The 20,616-nt window shown below is 39.2% G+C and carries 15 protein-coding genes, 1 tRNA gene and 1 pseudogene; 2 read left to right on the top strand and 15 right to left on the bottom strand.

Features of this window, described 5'->3' with window-relative positions; genetic code table 11:
• Positions 1 to 42: 42 nt before the first annotated feature.
• The 15 genes from SUCMO_RS0100980 to SUCMO_RS0100910 form a co-directional block, all read right to left on the bottom strand.
• Entirely contained in the window at positions 43 to 2,067 is a 2,025-nt protein-coding gene (locus SUCMO_RS0100980; protein WP_019878517.1) for an autotransporter outer membrane beta-barrel domain-containing protein, read from the bottom strand.
• Between the two features lie 517 nt (positions 2,068 to 2,584).
• Positions 2,585 to 3,601: an alpha-hydroxy-acid oxidizing protein gene (locus SUCMO_RS0100975; protein ID WP_019878516.1), complete on the bottom strand. Its 1,017-nt coding sequence runs from the start codon at positions 3,599 to 3,601 to the stop codon at positions 2,585 to 2,587.
• Positions 3,602 to 3,660: 59 nt separating this feature from the next.
• Positions 3,661 to 4,923 carry a nickel-dependent lactate racemase family protein gene (locus SUCMO_RS0100970; protein ID WP_019878515.1) on the bottom strand — a complete coding sequence of 421 codons (1,263 nt, stop codon included), beginning with the start codon at positions 4,921 to 4,923 and terminating at the stop codon, positions 3,661 to 3,663.
• 71 nt (positions 4,924 to 4,994) lie between these two features.
• Complete coding sequence (locus SUCMO_RS0100965; protein ID WP_019878512.1) at positions 4,995 to 5,567, bottom strand: tryptophan transporter; 573 nt, start codon at positions 5,565 to 5,567, stop codon at positions 4,995 to 4,997.
• Positions 5,567 to 6,289 carry an energy-coupling factor transporter transmembrane component T family protein gene (locus tag SUCMO_RS0100960; RefSeq protein ID WP_019878511.1) on the bottom strand — a complete coding sequence of 241 codons (723 nt, stop codon included), beginning with the start codon at positions 6,287 to 6,289 and terminating at the stop codon, positions 5,567 to 5,569. The genes SUCMO_RS0100965 and SUCMO_RS0100960 overlap by 1 nt, the downstream gene beginning before the upstream one ends.
• On the bottom strand, positions 6,279 to 8,006 hold the full coding sequence (locus tag SUCMO_RS0100955; RefSeq protein ID WP_019878510.1) for an ABC transporter ATP-binding protein: 1,728 nt from the start codon (positions 8,004 to 8,006) through the stop codon (positions 6,279 to 6,281). Before SUCMO_RS0100955 ends, SUCMO_RS0100960 begins: the two co-directional genes overlap by 11 nt.
• A gap of 407 nt (positions 8,007 to 8,413) precedes the next feature.
• Positions 8,414 to 9,199 carry a CheR family methyltransferase gene (locus SUCMO_RS0100950; protein WP_019878509.1) on the bottom strand — a complete coding sequence of 262 codons (786 nt, stop codon included), beginning with the start codon at positions 9,197 to 9,199 and terminating at the stop codon, positions 8,414 to 8,416.
• Positions 9,200 to 9,222: 23 nt separating this feature from the next.
• The gene (locus SUCMO_RS0100945; protein WP_019878508.1) at positions 9,223 to 10,368 is read right to left on the bottom strand and encodes an amidohydrolase; all 1,146 of its coding nucleotides are present in this window, start codon (positions 10,366 to 10,368) and stop codon (positions 9,223 to 9,225) included.
• Between the two features lie 22 nt (positions 10,369 to 10,390).
• Positions 10,391 to 11,218 carry a bifunctional methylenetetrahydrofolate dehydrogenase/methenyltetrahydrofolate cyclohydrolase gene (locus tag SUCMO_RS0100940; RefSeq protein ID WP_019878507.1) on the bottom strand — a complete coding sequence of 276 codons (828 nt, stop codon included), beginning with the start codon at positions 11,216 to 11,218 and terminating at the stop codon, positions 10,391 to 10,393.
• A gap of 26 nt (positions 11,219 to 11,244) precedes the next feature.
• Positions 11,245 to 12,915: a formate--tetrahydrofolate ligase gene (locus SUCMO_RS0100935; RefSeq protein ID WP_019878506.1), complete on the bottom strand. Its 1,671-nt coding sequence runs from the start codon at positions 12,913 to 12,915 to the stop codon at positions 11,245 to 11,247.
• Between the two features lie 64 nt (positions 12,916 to 12,979).
• Complete coding sequence (locus SUCMO_RS0100930) at positions 12,980 to 14,983, bottom strand: penicillin-binding protein (RefSeq protein ID WP_019878505.1); 2,004 nt, start codon at positions 14,981 to 14,983, stop codon at positions 12,980 to 12,982.
• 2 nt (positions 14,984 to 14,985) lie between these two features.
• A complete protein-coding gene (locus tag SUCMO_RS10075) occupies positions 14,986 to 16,143 on the bottom strand; it encodes an FtsW/RodA/SpoVE family cell cycle protein (protein WP_019878504.1) in 1,158 nt (385 codons plus the stop codon).
• A gap of 9 nt (positions 16,144 to 16,152) precedes the next feature.
• Positions 16,153 to 16,797 carry a tRNA (guanosine(46)-N7)-methyltransferase TrmB gene (trmB, locus tag SUCMO_RS0100920; protein WP_019878503.1) on the bottom strand — a complete coding sequence of 215 codons (645 nt, stop codon included), beginning with the start codon at positions 16,795 to 16,797 and terminating at the stop codon, positions 16,153 to 16,155.
• A gap of 83 nt (positions 16,798 to 16,880) precedes the next feature.
• Positions 16,881 to 18,719, bottom strand: a complete 1,839-nt coding sequence (locus tag SUCMO_RS0100915; protein WP_019878500.1) for a sigma-54-dependent Fis family transcriptional regulator — start codon at positions 18,717 to 18,719, stop codon at positions 16,881 to 16,883.
• A gap of 26 nt (positions 18,720 to 18,745) precedes the next feature.
• Positions 18,746 to 19,429 (bottom strand): C40 family peptidase, encoded by a 684-nt coding sequence (locus SUCMO_RS0100910; RefSeq protein ID WP_019878499.1) that lies wholly within the window; start codon positions 19,427 to 19,429, stop codon positions 18,746 to 18,748.
• Positions 19,430 to 19,651: 222 nt separating this feature from the next.
• Here SUCMO_RS0100910 and SUCMO_RS0100905 point away from each other — a divergent pair.
• A tRNA-Arg gene (locus tag SUCMO_RS0100905) sits at positions 19,652 to 19,728 on the top strand.
• A gap of 573 nt (positions 19,729 to 20,301) precedes the next feature.
• Positions 20,302 to 20,451, top strand: a pseudogene (locus SUCMO_RS11115) (helix-turn-helix domain-containing protein); the annotation flags it as partial.
• Between the last annotated feature and the right edge of the window lie 165 nt (positions 20,452 to 20,616).

Raw genomic sequence — 20,616 nt, 5'->3', positions numbered from 1 at the left:
GCCATAGACATTAAAAAATCTACTAGCAACTTAAATTAAAGCCTAAAACTTCCAACGGACACCAACATTAAGGCCCCAGTCTTTGCTAACTTTACTACCCCAAGATTTTTCTAAATCTAAATAAACTTGTTTATGGGCGCTATCTTCGATAAAGCCAATACCTGTTACTGCTTGACTACCTTTGAGATTAGAGTCGAAAACGACATTGTTGGCGATAGTTTGGCTTTCGCCTTTAAACTCATGTAACCAAGAAGCTTTAGCATAAATTTGTTGGGTTTTGCCATCAGTTGTTTGCCAAGATTTACCTACAGCACAGCCAAGGCGCAACATTAGGGATTGTGCCTCAGGATTTTTAATATTTAAACCATTAGAAGTTTGATAATCAGCTTCTGTAGCCCAAAAAGCAGCTAACTCAGCTTGAGGCTCGATAAAGACCCCGTCTTGTTGTTTAAAGCGTTTTCCGACTTCAGCCGACAGACTTAAACCACGATTTTTAAAAGCCGCATGATCAGTGCCCCCACCAACTAACTGAGCGTCAAAGCTATGTCTAAACCAGTTATATTTGCTGATGAGATCTAGATAGGCGCCATCATCTTGCACCCAGCTACTATAAGCACCGAGATAGAAGCTATTAGAAGAACCACTGCTGCTTTCGGTAGTTTCAAAGCTATTACTAGCTTTACCAGCACCCACAACAAAACCGAGGAAGCGTTTGCCACCTTGATAACTAACGGGATTATCTTTACCAACTTCGATACCGCGGACATTTTGTTTCAAGCTACTGCTATTAGCAGGCTTTACGCTAAATCTTTCGGCATAAGTGCGCAACCAAATATCATCACTGCTTTGTTGCCCAAAACGAACTTCGCCTAAGCGCTTTTTAATTTCGTTTTGTTCGGCATAGCCCAAAACTTGTGCCCCTAAATTACTATTCATACCCACTTGTACAGGTGTGGAGGCGCTAAAAGTATTATAGGCGTAGTAATCCTCAGCACCTGATAAACCGCTATAATTGCTTAGCGTTGTGCCTTGGGCAATTCCATAACGGTAAATACCAACATCAGCACCACCGCTAAAAGTTGCAGTATTGGTACTTGCTGTATTAAGATCTACGACTTTAATCGCTTGAGTGGTATTATTGGGCAAGTCACCAGCGTTATTAAGATAGAGTTTGTGATTACCGCTACTATTACCAGTAATTACGAGTTTGTCACTTTGGTTATTAGCTAAATTAGAATGGAGGCGAAAAGTGCCACCCACCCCAGCTAAGTTATTGTTAAGGGTAAGGGTTTTATAGCTCGCAGTTGGCGCGGTAAATACGACATTACCGTTATTAAGCGTTAAGTTGGTAACAGGGGAATTGGCGGGCAGTGTCCAAGTTGCACCGCTATTAAGCGTAAGATTCGCCTTACCAACAGTTCCAATGACATAAATATAATTGTAGCCATAGAGTTGACTACCATTGCTAGCATTAAGGTTAATTTCACCGCCCTCAGCGAGATTCATTAGTATTTTGCCTGAGATGTTTTGCCCATTAACATTAGCATTTAGTATAGAAGTAGTATTGGCAAACAGAGCGGTACCAGCAGCCTGGATAGATACATTATTAAGAGTCAGAGTACCATTGCTTTCAGAACCAGCGGCAATATAGAAAGGAAGACCGGGGGAAAAAGACCTAGTCTCTTTATTTACGATACTTCCGCCATTTATGGTAATGCTGCCATTGCGATTGGCGACAACTGAGTGACTACTAGTGGTGAGAACATTAACATTATTTAAAATTATTTGCCCGAATTTATCTGCCATGATAGTGTGAACAGGGCTAGTAGAGGTAATACTAGCATTGTTTACGGTAATTTTAGTTCCGAGGTCTGTGACATATAAGGCATAGCCAGGAGAAATATTATAGATATCCTCTGTGATTGTAAGTACTTGTCCGCCGCTAAAGCTTTGTGCAGGCAAAGTTGCGTTAACTATACAGGGTGAGCCGAGGATTAAAGAAAGTGTTAGTGTCTGGACAAGTGATTTTTTATATTTGGCAAAGATTTTTAATAAATTCGTGCGCATTATAAACCCACCTTATTTAAAAAATTTACAAATTAATTTGGTTATTAGGAGATGTTTGTTATGTAAGAAAATTTTTAAGTCTTTATGAAGATGTTAAAAGATAATATTTAGTGATAAGTGATAAGTGATAAGTGATAAGGAGTATTAACTAAGTTGTTTTTTGGAACTGCAACTTAAGTTGTATATATTACTTAAAAGTAGATGGGCTTAAATATAAACAAAGAAATAAATAGTTTTGGTGGTTGTTTTTGTGCCTTGTTACATATTGTTTCTAAATATAATTATCTTACTAAAATATTAATATATGTAATAGTATATTAATAAAGTAGAGAAAGGCAAGATTATTTTGCAAAAGTGGTCAAAAATTAGTTAAATTGGTTAAAAACGAACTAAAACCGCTAATTAAGCTATATAACTTAATTAGCGGTTTAGGAAATATAAACAAAACTAGTTTAATTTAAGGTGCCCATTTTAGTAGTTAGAGTCTAGCAAGAATTTAGCTAGAAAATCGGGCAAACTAAGGGCGATAAATTATATCGGCTTGTACAGCGTCTAAGTTTTGGCAACCAGTCATAATCATGCTGGCAACTAATTCATTCTGGAATTTATTCAGCAAGAAGTTCACACCAGCTAGGCCACCTGCGGCGGAAAATAAAATTGGGCGACCGAGCATCACCGCATCGGCACCTAAGGCGAGCATTTTTAAAACGTCTGTACCATTGCGGATGCCACCATCTACTAAAATTGTTAATTTATCACCGACAGCTTGCTTGATTGCTGGTAAAACAGCGGCAGTACCTGGCGTATCATCGAGAACTCGGCCACCGTGATTCGAGACTACAATGCCATCAACGCCAGCTTGCACACAGGCTAGGGCATCTTCAGGTGTCATAATGCCTTTGATAATTAGTGGGACACTAATGTTAGCTTTTAGCTCACGCAATTGGTCAATGGTTTTACCGCTTACCGGTTGTCCCGAAACAGTCATATTAATTAAAGCTGCCGCATCAATATCAATTGCGATAGCGCTGGTGCCACAGTCAATTGCTTGTTGGGCTAACTGAATAATTTGCTCATTGGGTCGAGGTTTAATAGTTGCAATTCCATAGCCTTGCTCTTTGGCAATTGCTTCTAAACCAAACTTATAAATATTAGGATCTTTGCCATCGCCGGTCATACCTATACAGCCAGCTTGTTTACAGCCAGTGACAATAGTTGCCGCATATTCATTTTCTGGTAAAAAATTATTCCAATTAAAAGCAATACCACCAATGGGAGCACCTAAAATGGGCATTTTTAAATTAAGACCGAAGATTTTACAGCTAGTATCGGGATTAGTTACATTATGGATAACCCGTTGTTTAAGCTGTACGGCTTGTAAGGCGAGTAAATTATTTTGAAAGGAACGACCTGTACCTACACCGCCCGCACCGGGGATTTCACCTTTGCAGGCGCGACCATCGCAAACCGGACAGACTCTACAAAAAGTACCGAATTTCTCGCGGGCTAAGGCGGTTAATTTTTTCATATCCATAGCTAAAACTCCTTCCATAAGAAAGTGATACTAAATTAATTTTAGTATCACGGACTGGTTTATTTTACTAAAGGAACAGTTAAACTGCCTTGCGGCATTAAAGTAATTTTAGGCTGGTTGCCAACCTTAGCTTTAGCTAGCTCTAGCGCCTCGTCGACACTATCTACCGCTGTAAACAGTAGTTGTTTGGCAAGTTGTTTATCTAGCGCAGAGACTAAAATAAAGTCAGCACGTTTCATTAAGCGCGTAACGGCGTAAGCTTTGTGAGCACCAATTTGGAAGTTTTGGCGCAGATTAGCTTCGACGGCTTCGGGACTGGGGAATTTTAACATGGTATCTTCATAAGTTTTAGAACCACTACCTTCTTCACATTCGCCCAGAATAATTACTACGCCGCCAGGTTTTACCGCACACCAAGCATTATCCATGGTTTTTTGCAGTTGGTAGATATTAATATCTTTCGGATAACCCCCACAAGAGGCAATAACAATATCGGCTAATTCAGGCACAGGTACTCCATATACTTGATCGACAAATTTACACGCTTCTAGATGGGCGGCAATAAAATCACCCGCAAAAATCTTCAAGAAATTCTTTTGCTCATCTAACACGACATTGATCAGAAAACTTGGCGGATAGAGCTTTGCGCCTTCTACTTGATCTTCATAGACTGGATTGCCGTCTAATTTGCCTAAAATAGCATTGGGGTCGAGCATTAGCGAATGATTTTTGCGAATAGTTTCATAAGCCGCAACGCCAGGTAAAACGGCTTTACGGCCGCCACCAAAACCACTGAAGAAATGATGGACGATACTGCCCGTGCAAATTACATGATCGACTTCCGTGATATATTTATTTAAATATACAGGTGTCCCAAAAGATGTTTCGCCAAAATAATCAAATTGCGCACTATCTTGGCAATCACTATTATACATAGTTAGACGACTGGCAAGATCAGCACCTACGGCCTCAACCATTTCGTCATGGCTCATTAAGCGATGGGTGCCTAGCGCAAATACAATGCGCATTGCTTGATCAGGAATGCCGTTGTCATTTAATTCTTTGACCAAAATTGGTAAAAATAAATGAGTGTTCGCAACCCGCGTGGGGTCATTACAGATAAAGGCTACAGTTTGCCCTGGTTGAACGATTTCGCGTAAGGGTTTACTCCCAATTGGTTGCCGAATTGCCTCTAAAACCGCAGTTTCGAGATTTTCAATTTTGGGAAAGTCTTGAATATGTACCTCTGTTAGAATTTGTTCGCTAGGTAACTCAAAAGTCATTTTAGCGCGACCATATTTGTAAGTAAAAGATTTTTTCAAAAATACCCCTCCTTATGCTAGAAATTATCTCCATTATAACATAAAAGTTAGGAATATTTAGCAAAAAATAGTTATTTGTTACCACTTTGGACTTTAAAAAGCTTTTCAGCGGGAAAATATAACAGTTGTGTAACTACGGTATTGGCAATAGCTACGGCAAATACTACTGGTAACATCATATAGATATAGACTTGTAAAGTTAAGCCTAAAACTAATTTTAAAATAAAAGTAAAAGTTAAGCCACTGCCTAAGGTAGCTAAAAAGGCGGAAATAGCGGGTTTAATTTTGTTGTTGGCTAAGTTCATACTAATAAAAGCTTTTACGACTAAGGCGCAGACAATTGCTCCGACTAATTCACTGGCAATATTGCCATAGGGGAAAGCGGATTTGGAAGAGGGAATATTTACCGCTCCAGCTACAAAACCAATGCCTACACATTGTGACAGACTAGGATTTGTCAGATTAATGGCGATAGTATACATCGCGATTGTCCAGTTTGGGGTAATTCCGCCAATATTCGGGGAGATAGTATGTAAAATTACACCAATTGCCAAAAGCAATGAAGTTAGTGCTACCCAGCGGTATTGACTTTCTTTGGCTGGTTCCATATAGGTTAGTTCTTGTAAGCGTTGTTGATGGAGCATTAGTTAGCACCGCCTATTCCTAAGAAAATAAGCGCATCATAGCTTATTTTCAAATATTTTAAATATAAAGCGCGACCAGTTAAAGCGAGCATTAAGCCGATACAAGCATAATCAATTAGATTTAACTTTTTAGATAAACGTCGTTGTTGATTGCTAGCGCCAAATCCTTTGAGTTGCATACTTAGAGCGAGAGTTTCGGATTTGCTAATTGCCCGCATTACTAAAGGTTTAACAATGGCTAAATAAGCTAGGGCCCGTTTAAAAATATTACCGCGGTTAGAGTAGCCCCGACAAGATTGGGCATCTAAAGTCATTTGACTATCAGCGAGAAAATCAGGTACGAAACGTAAGGCGGTAGTGAGCATAAACGCATACTCGCGCGGCAGGAAAAATCTTTCCACCAAAACAATAGATATATCTTGAATATATGTAGTAGCTAGTAAGCAGAAAAAGCTAGTAGTCATAACCAACATTTTTAAGCCACTAATTAAAGCCGTAGTTAAATCAGAGTTAAATAAAACTTGTAATAACACCATAATCCCAGTGAAAATTACTAAAGCACCAATCGCCGCAAAACCACTTTTAGTTGGTTTGGCTACCAGAAAAATAGCTAACTGAATAATTAAGAGCAGCGCCACTAATTCAATTGGCAAAATAAAGGCCCAGAGCGTGATCGCCATGGTAAAAAGTAATTTGGTAAAAGTTGAAATCTTACTTAGCATCCAGCTCACCTCCAGTTAATAAATTGACAAAAGCGGGCGCAAAATTGTTAGCGCTATTATTGGGTAGTTTAAAATAGTTGCCTAGTTGAACGATACTGGGCAAGCGTAGCCCCCATTCGCCTAGGGGTTGAGCCCCGGAAAATAATTCGGCAACTCCGCCATCGAAGACGACTTCGCCTTGTTTTAAAGTTAGCACCCGACTAGCATATTGTAAAACAGTCGGCATATCATGGGTAATTAAAATTATGGTTAAATTTTCTGCACGATTTAATTTGGCTAAATAATTCATAATTAGGGCTTTTTCTAGATTATCTTGCCCGCTGGTAATTTCATCTAAAATTAAAATTTGCGGTTTGAGTACCAAAGCGGCAGCAATGCCTAGACGGCGTTTTTGTCCAAAAGAGAGGGTGCGGGGATAGGCTTGGGCTAAATGTTTTAAGCCGGTAGCAATCAGGGCTTGATTTACTAACTCGGTTAATTCAGTTTCGGAATAGCCCTTGAGGCGTGCTCCATAAGCAACTTCTTCAAAAACCGTATCAGCTAAAATTTGCAAGTCGGGATTTTGAAACACATAACCGATTTTATCAGCTAAATCAGCTGGTTCAAAGTTCGCTGTATCTTGGTTTTGGAAAGTGATTTTACCAGAGCGAGCTTTATTTAAAGCCATTAACAGGCGGCTTAAAGTGGTTTTGCCACTACCGTTTTGGCCTAATAAGGCGATAAATTCACCTTGATGGACGGTCAAATTAATATCTTTCAAAATCGGTTCACCAGTGCGATACGCAAAGTTTACAGCTTGCAAATCTAATAAGGGGGGAGTTTGAGCGGCTTGATAGCTAGGTGCGAGGTAGTTGCCTTGAATAGTAGAGGTAGCTAAACAATTGCTTAGCTCTTGGATTGCTTGGGGAGCAGTACGCCATTGACTAAAATTAAGCGGCGCTTGTTGGTTTAACAGCAATTGCACTTTGGACAATTCCGGTAAAAGGAGATTTAAAGAAGGGGTGTTAAACATAAACTGCAAGGAACTGTTTAAATCGCCACAATGCACTAGTTGAGCATCTTGCATAATCAACAGATTTTCCATATACGGCAGCACATAATTAAGATTATGCTCTACTACAATTACGGTAATATTATATTTAGCCCGCAAACTATTAATTACTTGATATAACGCGACAGCACCTTCGGGATCGAGGGCAGAAACGGGCTCATCGAGCACTAGAATTTTAGGCTTGGTGGCAATTACTGAGGCAATTACCAAACGTTGACGTTGCCCGCCAGACAGTTCGTCTAGCTGATAATTTTCCCGACCAGCGAGTCCTACCGCCGCTAAAACTTCGGGAATCGTGGCGGCAATTTGCGCCGCGGGTAATTGACGATTTAAAAGAGCGAAAGACAGTTCTTCTTCTACGGTCAAGGACACTAGTTGACTTTCATAGTCATCGAGAACAATGCCCACCTCTAAAGCTAGATCAGCGATATTGCGGTTTAGTGTGTTGTTATTGAGAATTTCAATACTCCCCTTGTAGCCCCCGCCGTAATAGTTAGGTACAATGCCCGCTAAGGCCTTACATAAAGTAGATTTACCCGCGCCACTAGGGCCACAAATTACATTAAAACTTCCTGGCAGAATTTCAAAATTTAAATCTAACAGGGCTAAGCGAGAAGCACTGGGATAGGCATAAGAAAAATTATTACAAGAAACAATAGCTTGCATAGCAATACTCCTTTATCAACATAAGATTAATTGAACAAAATAAAAAACTCTCGCGCCTACATAAATGTAGGGGCGAGAGTTGAAAAATCAGCTACTCACGGTACCACCCTGCTTGAAATAGTAGAAAACTATTTCATCTTAAGTTCTAGTACGAGAGGTATAAGCTCTGATACCAGCTTTCTTGATAACGGGCAAAGAATCCCGACAACGTCTACCCCGCAGTGCGGCTCAAATTGCATCTCCTAGACCCATTCGGTATCGGGCAACTGGTCAAGCTTACACCTTTCTTGACTCGCTGGGCAGTGCTGGCGAATACGTACTCTCTCTAGTCATAGATTTTAAGAATAATTAAATTATGCGGTAATTATAACAATAAAGCCTATAGCTTGTCAACTCTAAGATTACAATTACAAAGGTTTTTGATAGAAAAATGGACGATATTGTTTATACCCAATTTGGGCAAAGTTTAAAATGGCCTCGGTGCCACCCACAAATAAAATGCCGCCGGGCTTAAGCGCTTTCAAGAAATTACTGTATAATTCATTTTTCGCCTCTTCGGTAAAATAAATTACCACATTGCGGCACAGAATTAGATCAAAGCCAGTGTCGAATTTATCGCGCAACAGATTTTGGTGGCGAAACTCAACAAGTTTTTTTATATCTTCAGAAAGCTGATAATGTGTGCCTGTTTGCACAAAGTATTTTTTTACACGGTCAGCAGAGATGTTTTTAATTTCATTCGCTGTATAACGAGCGGCTTTGGCTTTATTGAGGATTTCAACATCTAAATCACTAGCAATAATAGTATGTTTAACTTTAGGCGTAAGCTCATTTAAGGCCATTGCTATCGAATAAGGTTCAGCCCCGATTGAGCACCCCGCACTCCAGATTTTTAGGCGGCTGCTAGTTTTTAATAAGTCGGGAATTACGATATTTTCGAGTTCCACGAATTTTTCGGGCGTCCGGAAAAACTCAGTAACGTTGATAGTTAGAAACTCAATGAAAGTACGGTATAACTTTTCATCGGCAGTAACAATTTTAAAAAGCTCGACAAAATTTTTAGCATTATTTCTTTGCATAAAGTTGGAGATGCGGCGTTGCATTTGGTTTTCTTTATAAAGGTTTAAATCGATGCCGGATTTTTTATGGAGTAAATCTTTAAACTGATCCCAATCTTTGGTAAGTTCACTCATAAATAGACACCTCCTATAGTTCATTATTCTGTTAAATCTTCTAGTTCTCCGTTGACCATGACCATTTCTACATGGGCATCGATATGAAGCGGGAAATCACTCCACACTACTAAATCGGCATCTAAGCCTTCTTGTAAGCTGCCAACTTTTTTATCAATCCCGAGAATTTTAGCGGCATCAATAGTAATTGCTCGTAAAGCCTGCTCACTGTCTAAGCCATATTTAGTACTTAAGGCGGCATAGATTGGTAAAAATTCGCTTGGGGTTACGGGGTGATCGCTCATAACCGCGAAGGGAATCCCATATTTAGCTAAAATATAAGGGGTGCGCATATTAACATTAGTGAGTTCTGGTTTGGTACGACAATGCATTAGCGGCCCCAAAACTACAGGAATTTCTTCTCGTGCTAAAACGTCAGGAATTAAATGCGCTTCAGTAGCATGTTCAATTATGAGTTGTAAATCAAATTCTTTGGCAATCCGAATAGCGGTAACGATATCGTCTGCCCGATGTGCGTGGGCCCGTAGCGGCATTTCTTTCCGCATTACTTTGGCGATTGCTTCATAACCGATTTTAAATTCAAAATCTTCATCATTTTGTTTAGCTAGATATTCACGGGCTTTTAAAAAGGTCTCGCGAATTAAATTAGCGGTAGCCATGCGCGTATAAGGCATTTTACTCGCTTTGCGATATACATGTTTAGGATTTTCCCCAAAAGAAACTTTTAGACCAGCATGTTGTTTAACAAGCATACTATCTACTTCGGATTGGGCTTTAGTTTTAATAATACAACATTGCCCGCCAATCGGGTTAGCACTACCAGGTGCCACCATTACGGTAGTAACGCCAGCTTGATAAGCAAGCGTTAAACCTATATCGCGAGGATTAATTGCATCTAGTACAGATAGACCAGGAGTAAGGGGTTGACTGGCTTCATTAAGATCATCATCGAAATAGCCAGTGCCTTCTGAGAAAATACCCAAATGGGTATGTGCATCAATTAGACCAGGGGTAATTACTTTGCCCGAAACATCAATCATTTTACAATTATGGGGTAAGGTTATTTTATCGCCAATTGCTTTGATTTTTTTACCTTCGATTAAGATGGTAGCATCCTCGATTGGCGGGTAGTGCATACTATAAATAGTAGCACCTGTTAATGCAAGCATTATTTAATACCTCCAATTAATTTTATAGATAGTTTTTCAGTAAAGCTTGAATAACCATGCTCGTACTTACCGTGCCAATACCACCTGGAACTGGTGTAAAGGCACTAGCTAGAGCTTGAACATCGGCTTGAACGTCACCGAGTAATTTATCTGCAACTTGATTAATACCGACATCGACAATTACTACGCCAGCTTTAACCATATCAGGTTTAACAAACTCAGCAATGCCGACTGCGGCCACAATAATATCAGCTTGGCGCGTTAGCGCGGCCAAATTTTGCGTGCGAGAATGGCAGATAGTTACGGTAGCATTTTGGTTTAGCAGTAAATTAGCTACGGGTTTGCCGACCACGTTGCTACGACCGATAACTACGACATGCTTACCTTCTAAGGCAATATTATAGAACTTTAAAGTTTCCATCACGGCCCGCGGCGTACAAGGGGCCCAAGGATAATTACTACCATAAAGTTTGCCGATATTTTCATTGTTTAAACAATCAAGATCTTTGGCAGGGGCAATGCTATTGGCAATTAGCTGACTATCTAAATGCTTAGGTAGCGGCATCATTGGTAAAATGCCAGTAATTGTTGGATCTTGATTTAAGGTCTCTAGGCAGTCTAAGACCGCCTTATTATCACTAGTTGCGGCTAGTCTTAGGACTTTGGTTTGTAGGCCTAAGCTTTGCGCGAGTTTTTCTAAACGATTAGTATAAACATGCGAAGCTGGATCATCCCCGACTAATAAAATAGCTAAAGTGAGGGTGATATTTTGGTTTTTTAATTGACTTAATTTATCGCTAATGTTGGCTTTCACTTGGTCAGCAACATCTTTACCTTTCATTAACAGCATTGTAAGTTCGCCTTTCTTTTAAAAATTTAAAATAAACCGCTAATTACCCCAGATTCGTCGATATCAATTTTCTCAGCCGCAGGCAATTTTGGTAAGCCTGGCATCGTCATAATATCGCCAGTTAGGAGCACAATAAAGCCAGCACCAGCAGAAATTTTGGCATTGCGGACATTTAGAGTAAAACCTTCAGGACGACCGATTAAACTAGCATCATCTGAGAAGGAATATTGTGTTTTAGCCATGCAAATCGGCAAATGGCCATAGCCTAAAGCTTCAAATTTAGCTAAAGCGGTACTAGCTTCTTTGGCGAAAGTAACAGCTTTTGCCCCATAAATTTCTTGGGCTATTTTAGTAGCTTTATCTTTTAGGGCTAATTCGTTAGGATAAAGTGGCTGGAAATTGGCAGCATTACTGTCAACTAGTTTAATTACTTTGCGCGCTAAATCCAAACCACCAGCGCCACCTTGCGCAAACACATCAGATAAGGCAACTTCCACGCCTAAACGTTCGCATGCTTGGTAAATAGCTTGTAATTCTGCCTCGGTATCTTGGCTGAAAATATTGATCGCAACTACAAGGGGGAGATTATATTTTTTAATATTCTCGATATGTTTTTCTAAATTTACTAGGCCAGCATTAACCGCGGCCACGTTTTCGCTAGTTAGATTGGTTTTTGGCACCCCGCCATGCATTTTTAAAGCGCGTACCGTAGCTACCAACACTACCGCCTTAGGTTTTAGATTGGCGTAACGACATTTAATATCAAAGAATTTTTCCGCGCCTAGATCCGCACCAAAACCAGCCTCGGTAATTACGTAGTCCGCTAATTTTAGGGCAGTTTGGGTAGCCATTACACTATTACAACCATGGGCAATATTCGCAAAGGGACCGCCGTGAATTAAAGCAGGCACATTTTCTAAAGTTTGCACTAAATTAGGTTTAATCGCTTCTTTTAGCAGGGCGGCCATTGCGCCTTGCGCATTTAACATTCCTGCAGTTACCGGATTGTCTTGGTGATCATAAGCGACAATAATTTTCGCTAAGCGCGCTTTTAAATCACTAATGCTGGTAGCTAGGCATAAAATCGCCATAACTTCAGAAGCTACGGAGATATCAAAGCCGTCTTCGCGAGGAATGCCATGCGCCTTACCACCTAGGCCGATAATAATATTTCTCAAAGCCCGATCATTCATATCTAAAACCCGTTTCCAGGTTATTTTCCGTGGGTCGATATTTAGGCCATTGCCTTGTTGCAAATGATTATCTAACATGGCGGAGAGTAAATTATGTGCTGTAGTTACCGCATGGATATCACCAGTAAAATGCAAGTTAATATCTTCCATAGGCACAACTTGTGAATAGCCACCACCAGCTGCGCCGCCTTTTACCCCCATACAAGGGCCTAAGGATGGTTCGCGGAGGGCAACAATAACTTTTTTATCAAGTTGCGCAATTCCTTGAGCTAAACCAACAGTAGTGGTGGATTTACCTTCACCTGCTGGAGTAGGCGTAATTGCTGTAACTAAAATAAGATTGCCATCGGCATTGTTCGCCAAGCTATCAATAAGACCAAGAGAGAGTTTAGCCTTATAGCGACCATATTGGTCAATATTTTCTTCCGCAATTCCTAACTTGGCTGCGACCTGCACTATTGGTAACATTTTTGCTTGTTGAGCTATTTGAATATCACTTAACATTTATATGCCTCCATTTTCTACTTTTTAATATTATGCAACATAGACTGCATTATTGCAAGTATAATCACTTAAATTGTACACTTATTGTAGTATTTACAGGAATTTTTTCTCCGGCAGCTATAGATTGACTATGCGCTAAACCACTGCCACTAGGATTTAAAAACAGACGATGACGGCGGAGTGTTACAATAACATCACGATACATTAAACCTTGGAGATTAGGCATTATTACACTGTTATCATCGGGGAAAATTGGTTGGAGAAGCTTGGTGGGCGGTGTATAACTGGGTAATTTATTAAAAGAAAGATTAAAGGCATTATTTTCCGTGGGTACTTCTGCTAACGCCAAAAGTTGTTCCATAATCTCTTTAAACACGGGCGCCGCAATCTGCCCACCATAGTAAGTTGCCCCTTGAGGATTGTCTAACATTACTAAAACAATAAAGTCTGGATTTTTACTCGGTGCAAAACCTACAAAAGAAGCAATATAACCCCCATCATAACCAGTGCCATCGCTACTAAGTTTTTGGGCGGTACCGGTTTTACCGGCAATGCTATAGCCTTCAATTTTGGCATTTTTGCCACCACCATTTAAAATAACCTGCTCCATAATATCCCTTAAGGTATGAGCTGTTTCCGGTTTGATAATTTGGGGTTGGGTTGCCAGCGGCTCTTCTTTGAGAACCCGACCGTCGCCGCGTTCAATGCGTTTGACAATATGCGGTTGTACCAGTTTACCATCGTTAGCAATAGTGGCAATTGCACTGATTAGTTGTACAGAAGTTAAGGCAACACCTTGACCAATGGACATGGTCGCCACATTAGAAGGATACATATTTTTAGGATCGAAGAGAATTCCCACTTCTTCACCAGGCAGCTCAATACCAGTAGCTTTACCTAAACCAAATTTTTTGGCGTAACTTGTAAGGCGTTCTCCGCCTAAACGCATGCCCATATCAACCATCCCCGTGTTAAGTGAGTTAGTGAGAATATAGGCGTAGGTTACGGGTCCGTGCGCTTCCATATCCCAGTTATTAATGGTGCGGTCTAAAATGGTGATTTTACCTTTGTCATCATACATATCTGTAGGACTTAAGATATTTTCTTCAAGGGCCGCGGCCATAACCAAAGGTTTATAAGTTGAACCTGGTTCGTAAATATAACTTACGGCTCGATTGGAAAATTCTTTTTGCGAAAATTTGCCAAAAAAATTCGGATCATAGGTGGGGCGATTAGATAAGGCTAGAATTTCGCCTGTTTTTGGATTCATGACGATAACTGAAGCCCCTTGCACTTTCGTCTTTTGCAGGGCGCTATCTAAAGCGCGTTCAACCACATATTGGATATTGTGGTCAATTGTCAGCACTAAGCGATTTAATTTACTCGGATTAAACTTCCTAAATACAGAATCTTCAATAGGTCGACCATGCGCATCCATTTGCAGGTGGATTTCTTCTTGGGCTCCAGACAAGAGATTGTTAAAATACAGTTCTAAACCATCAAGACCATTATCTTCACTACCGACAAACCCCAGAATATGGGCAGCTAAGGTTCCTTGAGGATAATAGCGCTTGCTTTCTTGTTGAAAATGAAGACCGCGTAATTTATGTTCTTTGATAATTGCTTCTAGTTGGAGATATTCGGAATTTTCCAGCTTACGTTTTAGCCAAACGAAATAAGCATCACTGCAAAAGGTTTTATATAATTCATCTGCCTTGATTTTAAGAATGGGGGCCAATAAATTAGCCGCTAAGCGCTGATGTTCTGTGCCTTCAACTTTTTTATTGTCTAGAAGGGACATTTCATGGGGATCGACATATAATGATTTAGTTAGTAAACTTACGGCTAATTCTTGCCCGTTACGATCAAGAATACTGCCACGGGGACTAGTTAGTTTACGTACATCGGAGCTACGCAAGCGCAATTCGTTTTCTAGCGAATCGCCCTTAATAATTTGTAGATAAAATAGGCGACTGAGAGCAATTAGAAAAAGGCTCAAAAATAGGCAAGTTAACAGAACCAACCATTTTTTGGCGATATTTAATTTTAAAATCTTTTTTTGCTGCATCGTTAGGATCTCACCGCCCTAATACGAGAATTAGGTGTCGTTGGTAGTAACGGTTTAGGTTGTTTCCGCGGATTACCATTTTTGCTGACATTAAAGACAATTCCTAAAAAGCACATAATGCTCAACAATGAAGTCCCCCCATAACTAATAAAGGGCAGAGGAACACCAATTACTGGCAATAAGCCCGTAACCATGCAGATATTACTTATTGCTTGGCCGGTGATTAATAAATTTGCCCCGACTACTAGCATGAAGCCACCGGCATCTTTAGTTTGCTTGGCTAAAATGGTAAGTTGGATAGAGAGGAGTGCAAACAGCGCAATTAATAAAATTGCCCCGATAAATCCCCATTCTTGACAAAAAATCGCAAAAGCAAAATCGGTATGAGCTTCGGGTAAGAAAAAAAGTTTGCTAATACCTTGCCCAATTCCAGTACCAGTAAGACCGCCACTACCAATAGCTAAAAAAGATTGCACGGCCTGAAAACCTTCGTTAGCTTGGTAAGCCCAAGGATTTAGCCAAGCTTTAATACGGTCGGCGCGATAAGCGGCGGCGGTGCTTAAATATAAAATCCCCAGGGTTGCGCCGCCGAAAATTAATAAATAATCGCGCGGCGGCAATTTACAGATTAAGAGCATTACCAAGGGTAAAGCCACAATAATTGCTGCGGTACCTAAATCTGGTTGTTTATATACGAAAGCGGCGCAAACTAAAATAGCGAAAAACTCTCCGGTTAACAAGGTAACTCGACGATTTTTATTTAAATTATCGCCAATATAAGAAGACATCAATAAAATTGCGCCGACCTTTACTAATTCTGAAGGCTGTAAACTAAAACTGCCAATTAGCAACCAACGTTTAGCCCCATTTTCGGTAGTACCAAAAAAATGAACTAAAACTAATAAAGAAAAAATAAACAATAAAATTCCATAGGTTGTATAGCGGTTAAGCCAAATTTTATAAGGTATCTTTGCTAAGATAGCCCAAGCAATAAAGCCAATAAAAGCAAACAAAGCATATTTAAATAAGAAAAAGGTGCTATTACCTTGCTCAATACTTGCAATTGCAAAGCTTGAGCTTAGGATATTAATACTACCAATAACCATGATAGCGAGAATATTTAAAAAAATTCTACCGCGAATGCTTTGCAAAATGCTCATAATGGCCTCCTAAATACTAAGGGTAAACTCACAATAATTAATGTTTTTGCCGAGGGCGACAAATTTTTGTTCGTATTCTGTAGCTACAGAATTAGGGATAGAAGAATTATACAAATCGGTGGTATATTGCTTTATTTGGTAGTTGTGAGTAGCTAATTCTTCGAGGGTAAAAGCAAAAAGCTGATCGTTATCAGTTTTAAAATGCACACTATTACCTGATTTTAAAATCTGCTGGTACATTTTTAAAAAATTATTATGGGTTAAGCGACGTTTGGCATGACGATTTTTGGGCCAAGGGTCGGAAAAGTTCAAGTATAAAGTTTCAATTTCTGCGGGGGCAAACCATTCCGTGAGACTAATCGCGTTATCGCGAATTAAACGGATATTAGGTAGCTGTAAAGCGCGTACTTTTTTGACTACATCATAAAGTACGTCTAAGTTAGCTTCAATACCAATAAAGTTTCTTTCGGGATATTTTTGCGCCATGCCCACGATAAAAGAGCCACGACCCGTACCAATTTCTAAACACAAAGGTTGCGATGTAGGAAAAAGCTTTTGCCAATTACCTTTATGTGTTGTTAGGTCATCTAAGATAACCAAATCTGAATGTTCTAAGATCGCTTGCTCGATCCACGGTTTTTTTCTAAGACGCATAAATATATTAACTCCTACAATAAAAGATTTATAGTTGAAGATATACCTATTATATTAAGCAATATAATAGGTATATCTTATGATTATTCTGGTTTAGTTAGACCGTATTTTTTCAAATAACGATAAAGCGTAACGCGACTAACATCAAGCATATCGGATAATTTACTAATGTTTCCGCCCGCAGCTTTCCAAACCTCAATAAAAGATTGCTTGTCATATTTCCAAGATTTTTCTAAGGTTTTATCCGCCGGAAGCTTAATATTTTCGGGATAAATGGTTGTACCCGCAGTGTGGAAAAAGGCCATTTCGATTACACCTTGTAATTGTTTGATATTGCCTAACCAAACACAGCGTTTTAACATCCCTATAGATTCCCGGGATAGGGTTTTTAAAGGTAAATGATGTTGATTGGACATTTCCATAAGGATATGTTTAGCAATAACTTCGATATCTTCTACGCGCTCCCGCAATGGTGGAATACGAAGTACTGTTTTCATAAGTAGTTCATAAAGATCTTTAGAGAAGAGACCTTTATCAGTAAGTTTTTTCAAGTTAGAATCACAGGCCGCAATTAAGCGTACATTGAGCTTATCGCCATCTTCTTTAAGGATTGAGGCCAATTTATCGCCAATGGTTACGGGCATTTTTTCTATTTCATCGATAAATAAGGTTCCTTCGCTAGCTAAGTGGATTTTGTTAGTGATATCTAAATCATTACCAAATAACTCTAACGAGAGGGCTTGTTCATCATTGCTGCATTTAACAATAATCATGGGTGCGGCTGCTCGTGGGCTAGACTGATGGATTCCATATGCCAGGCGTTGTTTACCTGTACCTGGTTCACCTTGTAATAAAATATTACCAGTGCCTCGCGCTAGACGACTTGCTTTCGCTTGTAGAGCCAAAAATTCTTCACTATTACCAACCATGCTAAATAAGCTGTACCGTGTTGAGTAGCCAGTAGCATGGGCAATGGTAGTTTTTAAATCTTCAATAGAAGTAGTTACGACCATAACATTAGTTACATCATTGGCATTTTTTATCGGCAGTACGGAAGTAATATCTTCGTAAGTTTTTTCGGGGGTTAACCAAGTAACTTCACGATTATGGCTGGCAATGTTATTAAAGCCCTTGTTAATTGGAAGATGTTCATAATTGAGGAAGACATCGCTAAGATATTTATGACTACCGACACGCAATTTAGCCGCTTTATTAGCGAAAGAAATTTTACCGCCGTTTTTCAAATAATAAATAGCATGTGGTAGTTCATCTAACAAAATATTAGTAGCCGCTAATTGATCATAAGTTGCCAAATATTTTTCTAAAGAATACTTCATACTTAAGAGTAAAGAAATAACAATATCATAAGGCAAGTCTTTTTGGTCTAAAGAAAAGAGTGAGATTACATAGCGGATTTTGCCGTCAACAATAATTGGCGCAGCACAAGCATCGCCAGAATGACATTCTTCAATCCACATTTCAGGTCCAAATAGTAAAAAGGGCACACCATGTTCTTTGGCAATTTCGATACTAGTAGTCCCGATATCTTCAAAAGCCACACGTCCGCCTTGAACATCATCTAAAATGCGTTGGAAAAAGGGAAGTGCATAGTTTTTTAAGACGAAATCATTCTCGTCGACTAATAACATACTGAGATTATAAATATTAAAATGTTGTTTACTTTGCTCATATAAGCCGTCCATAAACTCTATAGCGGGTTCGTGTTTGGCGCGACGAAGCGCTAGATCTTGTTTGCTGAGTTGGTGGAGTTTCGGCATTTTTTTGTTAGGGATATTTAGTTCCCGACATTTTTGCCAAGATGCGGCTACCCAAGGATGAACATTAGGGTCAATAATACCTTCGTTGATAAATTTTTCATAATATAATTTAAGTTTTTCTTTATTGCGACGTTCTCTAATCATAATGCTGCCTCCTAAAAATTAAAAAATTATTTGCTAAAAAATTCGGGAATTCGTCTTGCACCTAGATAATATTTTTTCCAATAGACATTATCTAGCTTACTTAGCATGACGCCTTTACTAGAAGAGGCATGCCAAAAAGAATTGTTGCCAGCGTAAATGCCGACATGGGAAGCGCTTTTTTCGTTGATAGCAAAAAATACTAAATCTCCTTTGCGCAAATCGCGTTTGGCGATAGGTCGACCTTGGGTATATTGTTCATCGGCGGCACGTTTTAAAATCAGTCGATGTTCGCGGAAGACAAAACTGGTATAACCAGAACAGTCAAAGCCCTTGGGCGTAGTACCACCAAATCTATACGGTACGCCTTTATATTTTGCTGCCGTAAGGAGCAGTTTGTCGGCGAGATTAGTCGTTGGTGTAGTTTGCTTATGTAATTGCATCAGCAATTTATAAGTAGGATCATCAATTTTTCCAGTGCTAGGCAGTTTGTTTTTGGTTTGAAAGCTTTTCAAGGCGCTGATAGTTTTTTTGGTGAAAATTCCATCAGTTCGATCCACGGGAAATTTCAAATCAGATAAGGCCCGTTGTACTAAAGTGATTTTCCAATTTTTGTCACCTAACTTAAAGTCTGGAGTTTGGGCAAAAGTTAGGTGGGGAAATAAGGTAACCAGCAAGAAAAAAACAAGAAAAAATTTTTTGGCTAAACGCATATCTTCACCCTCGCTAATTTAAAAAATAGCATACACAGCCTAAAAAAAATCCAAGAACTTAATTTTCACGCAAATTCTACTTAAAAAGTCACTAATCGCTTAATAATTTTAGCATATTTACACTAACAATACAATTAGGATAAACTTTTGTAAGTTTTGATATTGAAAAAAAAGTCTGGTTTACAGATTGCAAGAATTTTGCTATAATACCACATGTATCATGCGTCTATAGCTCAGTAGGATAGAGCGGCGGTTTCCTAAACCGTGTGTCGGAGGTTCGATTCCCCCTAGGCGCACCACGAAAATTCAGCCTGTACAGCTAATGTGCAGGTTTTTTTATTTTGTTGCACGAAAAAACCGTTGCTAGTGCGTGCAACTAGGTTAAAAAATTAAATTCACAAATTAAATACAAGTGAACCAGTTACTAAATTGTTGCGGAGTGTTTATTATAATTAAGTTGGGTAAAGCGTAATTTTTCTAGTAATATACAAAAAAACAAAATATATCTAAAATAAAAAAACTAATAAAAATAATAAAGAACAGAGTATGGTTAAAATACAGAAAAAACTCCCATCAAATATTCAAGTGTTTTGTTATGGCACTTGTTTATCTAGAAGGGAGCATATCCAGAGATAAGTTTACCGCACTAATGTGGTAGCTTTTTTAGTTAATTAAACTGACGACAAAGCATTTAATTTTAGCAAAATACAAGTTGTCTAGGAAATCATAGATGTTAATCGCCGGCTAGGTTTAAAAACTACAGTTAGTGTTGTTTTACTTTTGCGCTCATAAATTTAACTCGCATAACGAATTGCTTATATTGACTCAGTAAGTGTATATGCATATGATATGGGTGAAGGGGGTGAAAGTAAATGCATAAAGCTTATAAATTTCGTTTGTACCCGACAAAAGAACAAGAAACAGTAATAACTAAGTCAATCGGTTGTAATCGTTTTGTGTATAACCACTTTCTTGCGAAACGCAAAGAAGCATATGAAGAATACGATGCGATGATTAACTATAAAGGACTTCGACTTTTGGCTTAGTGGCCAAAGAACCGTAGGAATTACGGGGATAGCTTGGTTAAACTCTGGCACAGGTCAGGGTGTTCCCAAGAATCCACAACTTCTGTAAGTGGTGGTAGTTCAAACGTAGACATAATACCTCCAAAAAATCTAAAATTGAGA

Origin of the sequence: Succinispira mobilis DSM 6222 (assembly GCF_000384135.1) — a bacterium.
Classification (GTDB): Bacteria; Bacillota; Negativicutes; order Acidaminococcales; family Succinispiraceae; genus Succinispira; species Succinispira mobilis.
This window is presented reverse-complemented; position numbering and strand designations above follow the sequence as displayed.

Coding starts and splice junctions, on each gene's coding strand:
- SUCMO_RS0100980 (WP_019878517.1), bottom strand. CDS start 2,067: ATGCGCACGAATTTATTAAAAATCTTTGCCAAATATAAAAAATCACTT.
- SUCMO_RS0100975 (WP_019878516.1), bottom strand. CDS start 3,601: ATGGATATGAAAAAATTAACCGCCTTAGCCCGCGAGAAATTCGGTACT.
- SUCMO_RS0100965 (WP_019878512.1), bottom strand. CDS start 5,567: ATGCTCCATCAACAACGCTTACAAGAACTAACCTATATGGAACCAGCC.
- SUCMO_RS0100960 (WP_019878511.1), bottom strand. CDS start 6,289: ATGCTAAGTAAGATTTCAACTTTTACCAAATTACTTTTTACCATGGCG.
- SUCMO_RS0100955 (WP_019878510.1), bottom strand. CDS start 8,006: ATGCAAGCTATTGTTTCTTGTAATAATTTTTCTTATGCCTATCCCAGT.
- SUCMO_RS0100950 (WP_019878509.1), bottom strand. CDS start 9,199: ATGAGTGAACTTACCAAAGATTGGGATCAGTTTAAAGATTTACTCCAT.
- SUCMO_RS0100945 (WP_019878508.1), bottom strand. CDS start 10,368: ATGCTTGCATTAACAGGTGCTACTATTTATAGTATGCACTACCCGCCA.
- SUCMO_RS0100940 (WP_019878507.1), bottom strand. CDS start 11,218: ATGCTGTTAATGAAAGGTAAAGATGTTGCTGACCAAGTGAAAGCCAAC.
- SUCMO_RS0100935 (WP_019878506.1), bottom strand. CDS start 12,915: ATGTTAAGTGATATTCAAATAGCTCAACAAGCAAAAATGTTACCAATA.
- SUCMO_RS0100930 (WP_019878505.1), bottom strand. CDS start 14,983: ATGCAGCAAAAAAAGATTTTAAAATTAAATATCGCCAAAAAATGGTTG.
- SUCMO_RS10075 (WP_019878504.1), bottom strand. CDS start 16,143: ATGAGCATTTTGCAAAGCATTCGCGGTAGAATTTTTTTAAATATTCTC.
- trmB (WP_019878503.1), bottom strand. CDS start 16,797: ATGCGTCTTAGAAAAAAACCGTGGATCGAGCAAGCGATCTTAGAACAT.
- SUCMO_RS0100915 (WP_019878500.1), bottom strand. CDS start 18,719: ATGATTAGAGAACGTCGCAATAAAGAAAAACTTAAATTATATTATGAA.
- SUCMO_RS0100910 (WP_019878499.1), bottom strand. CDS start 19,429: ATGCGTTTAGCCAAAAAATTTTTTCTTGTTTTTTTCTTGCTGGTTACC.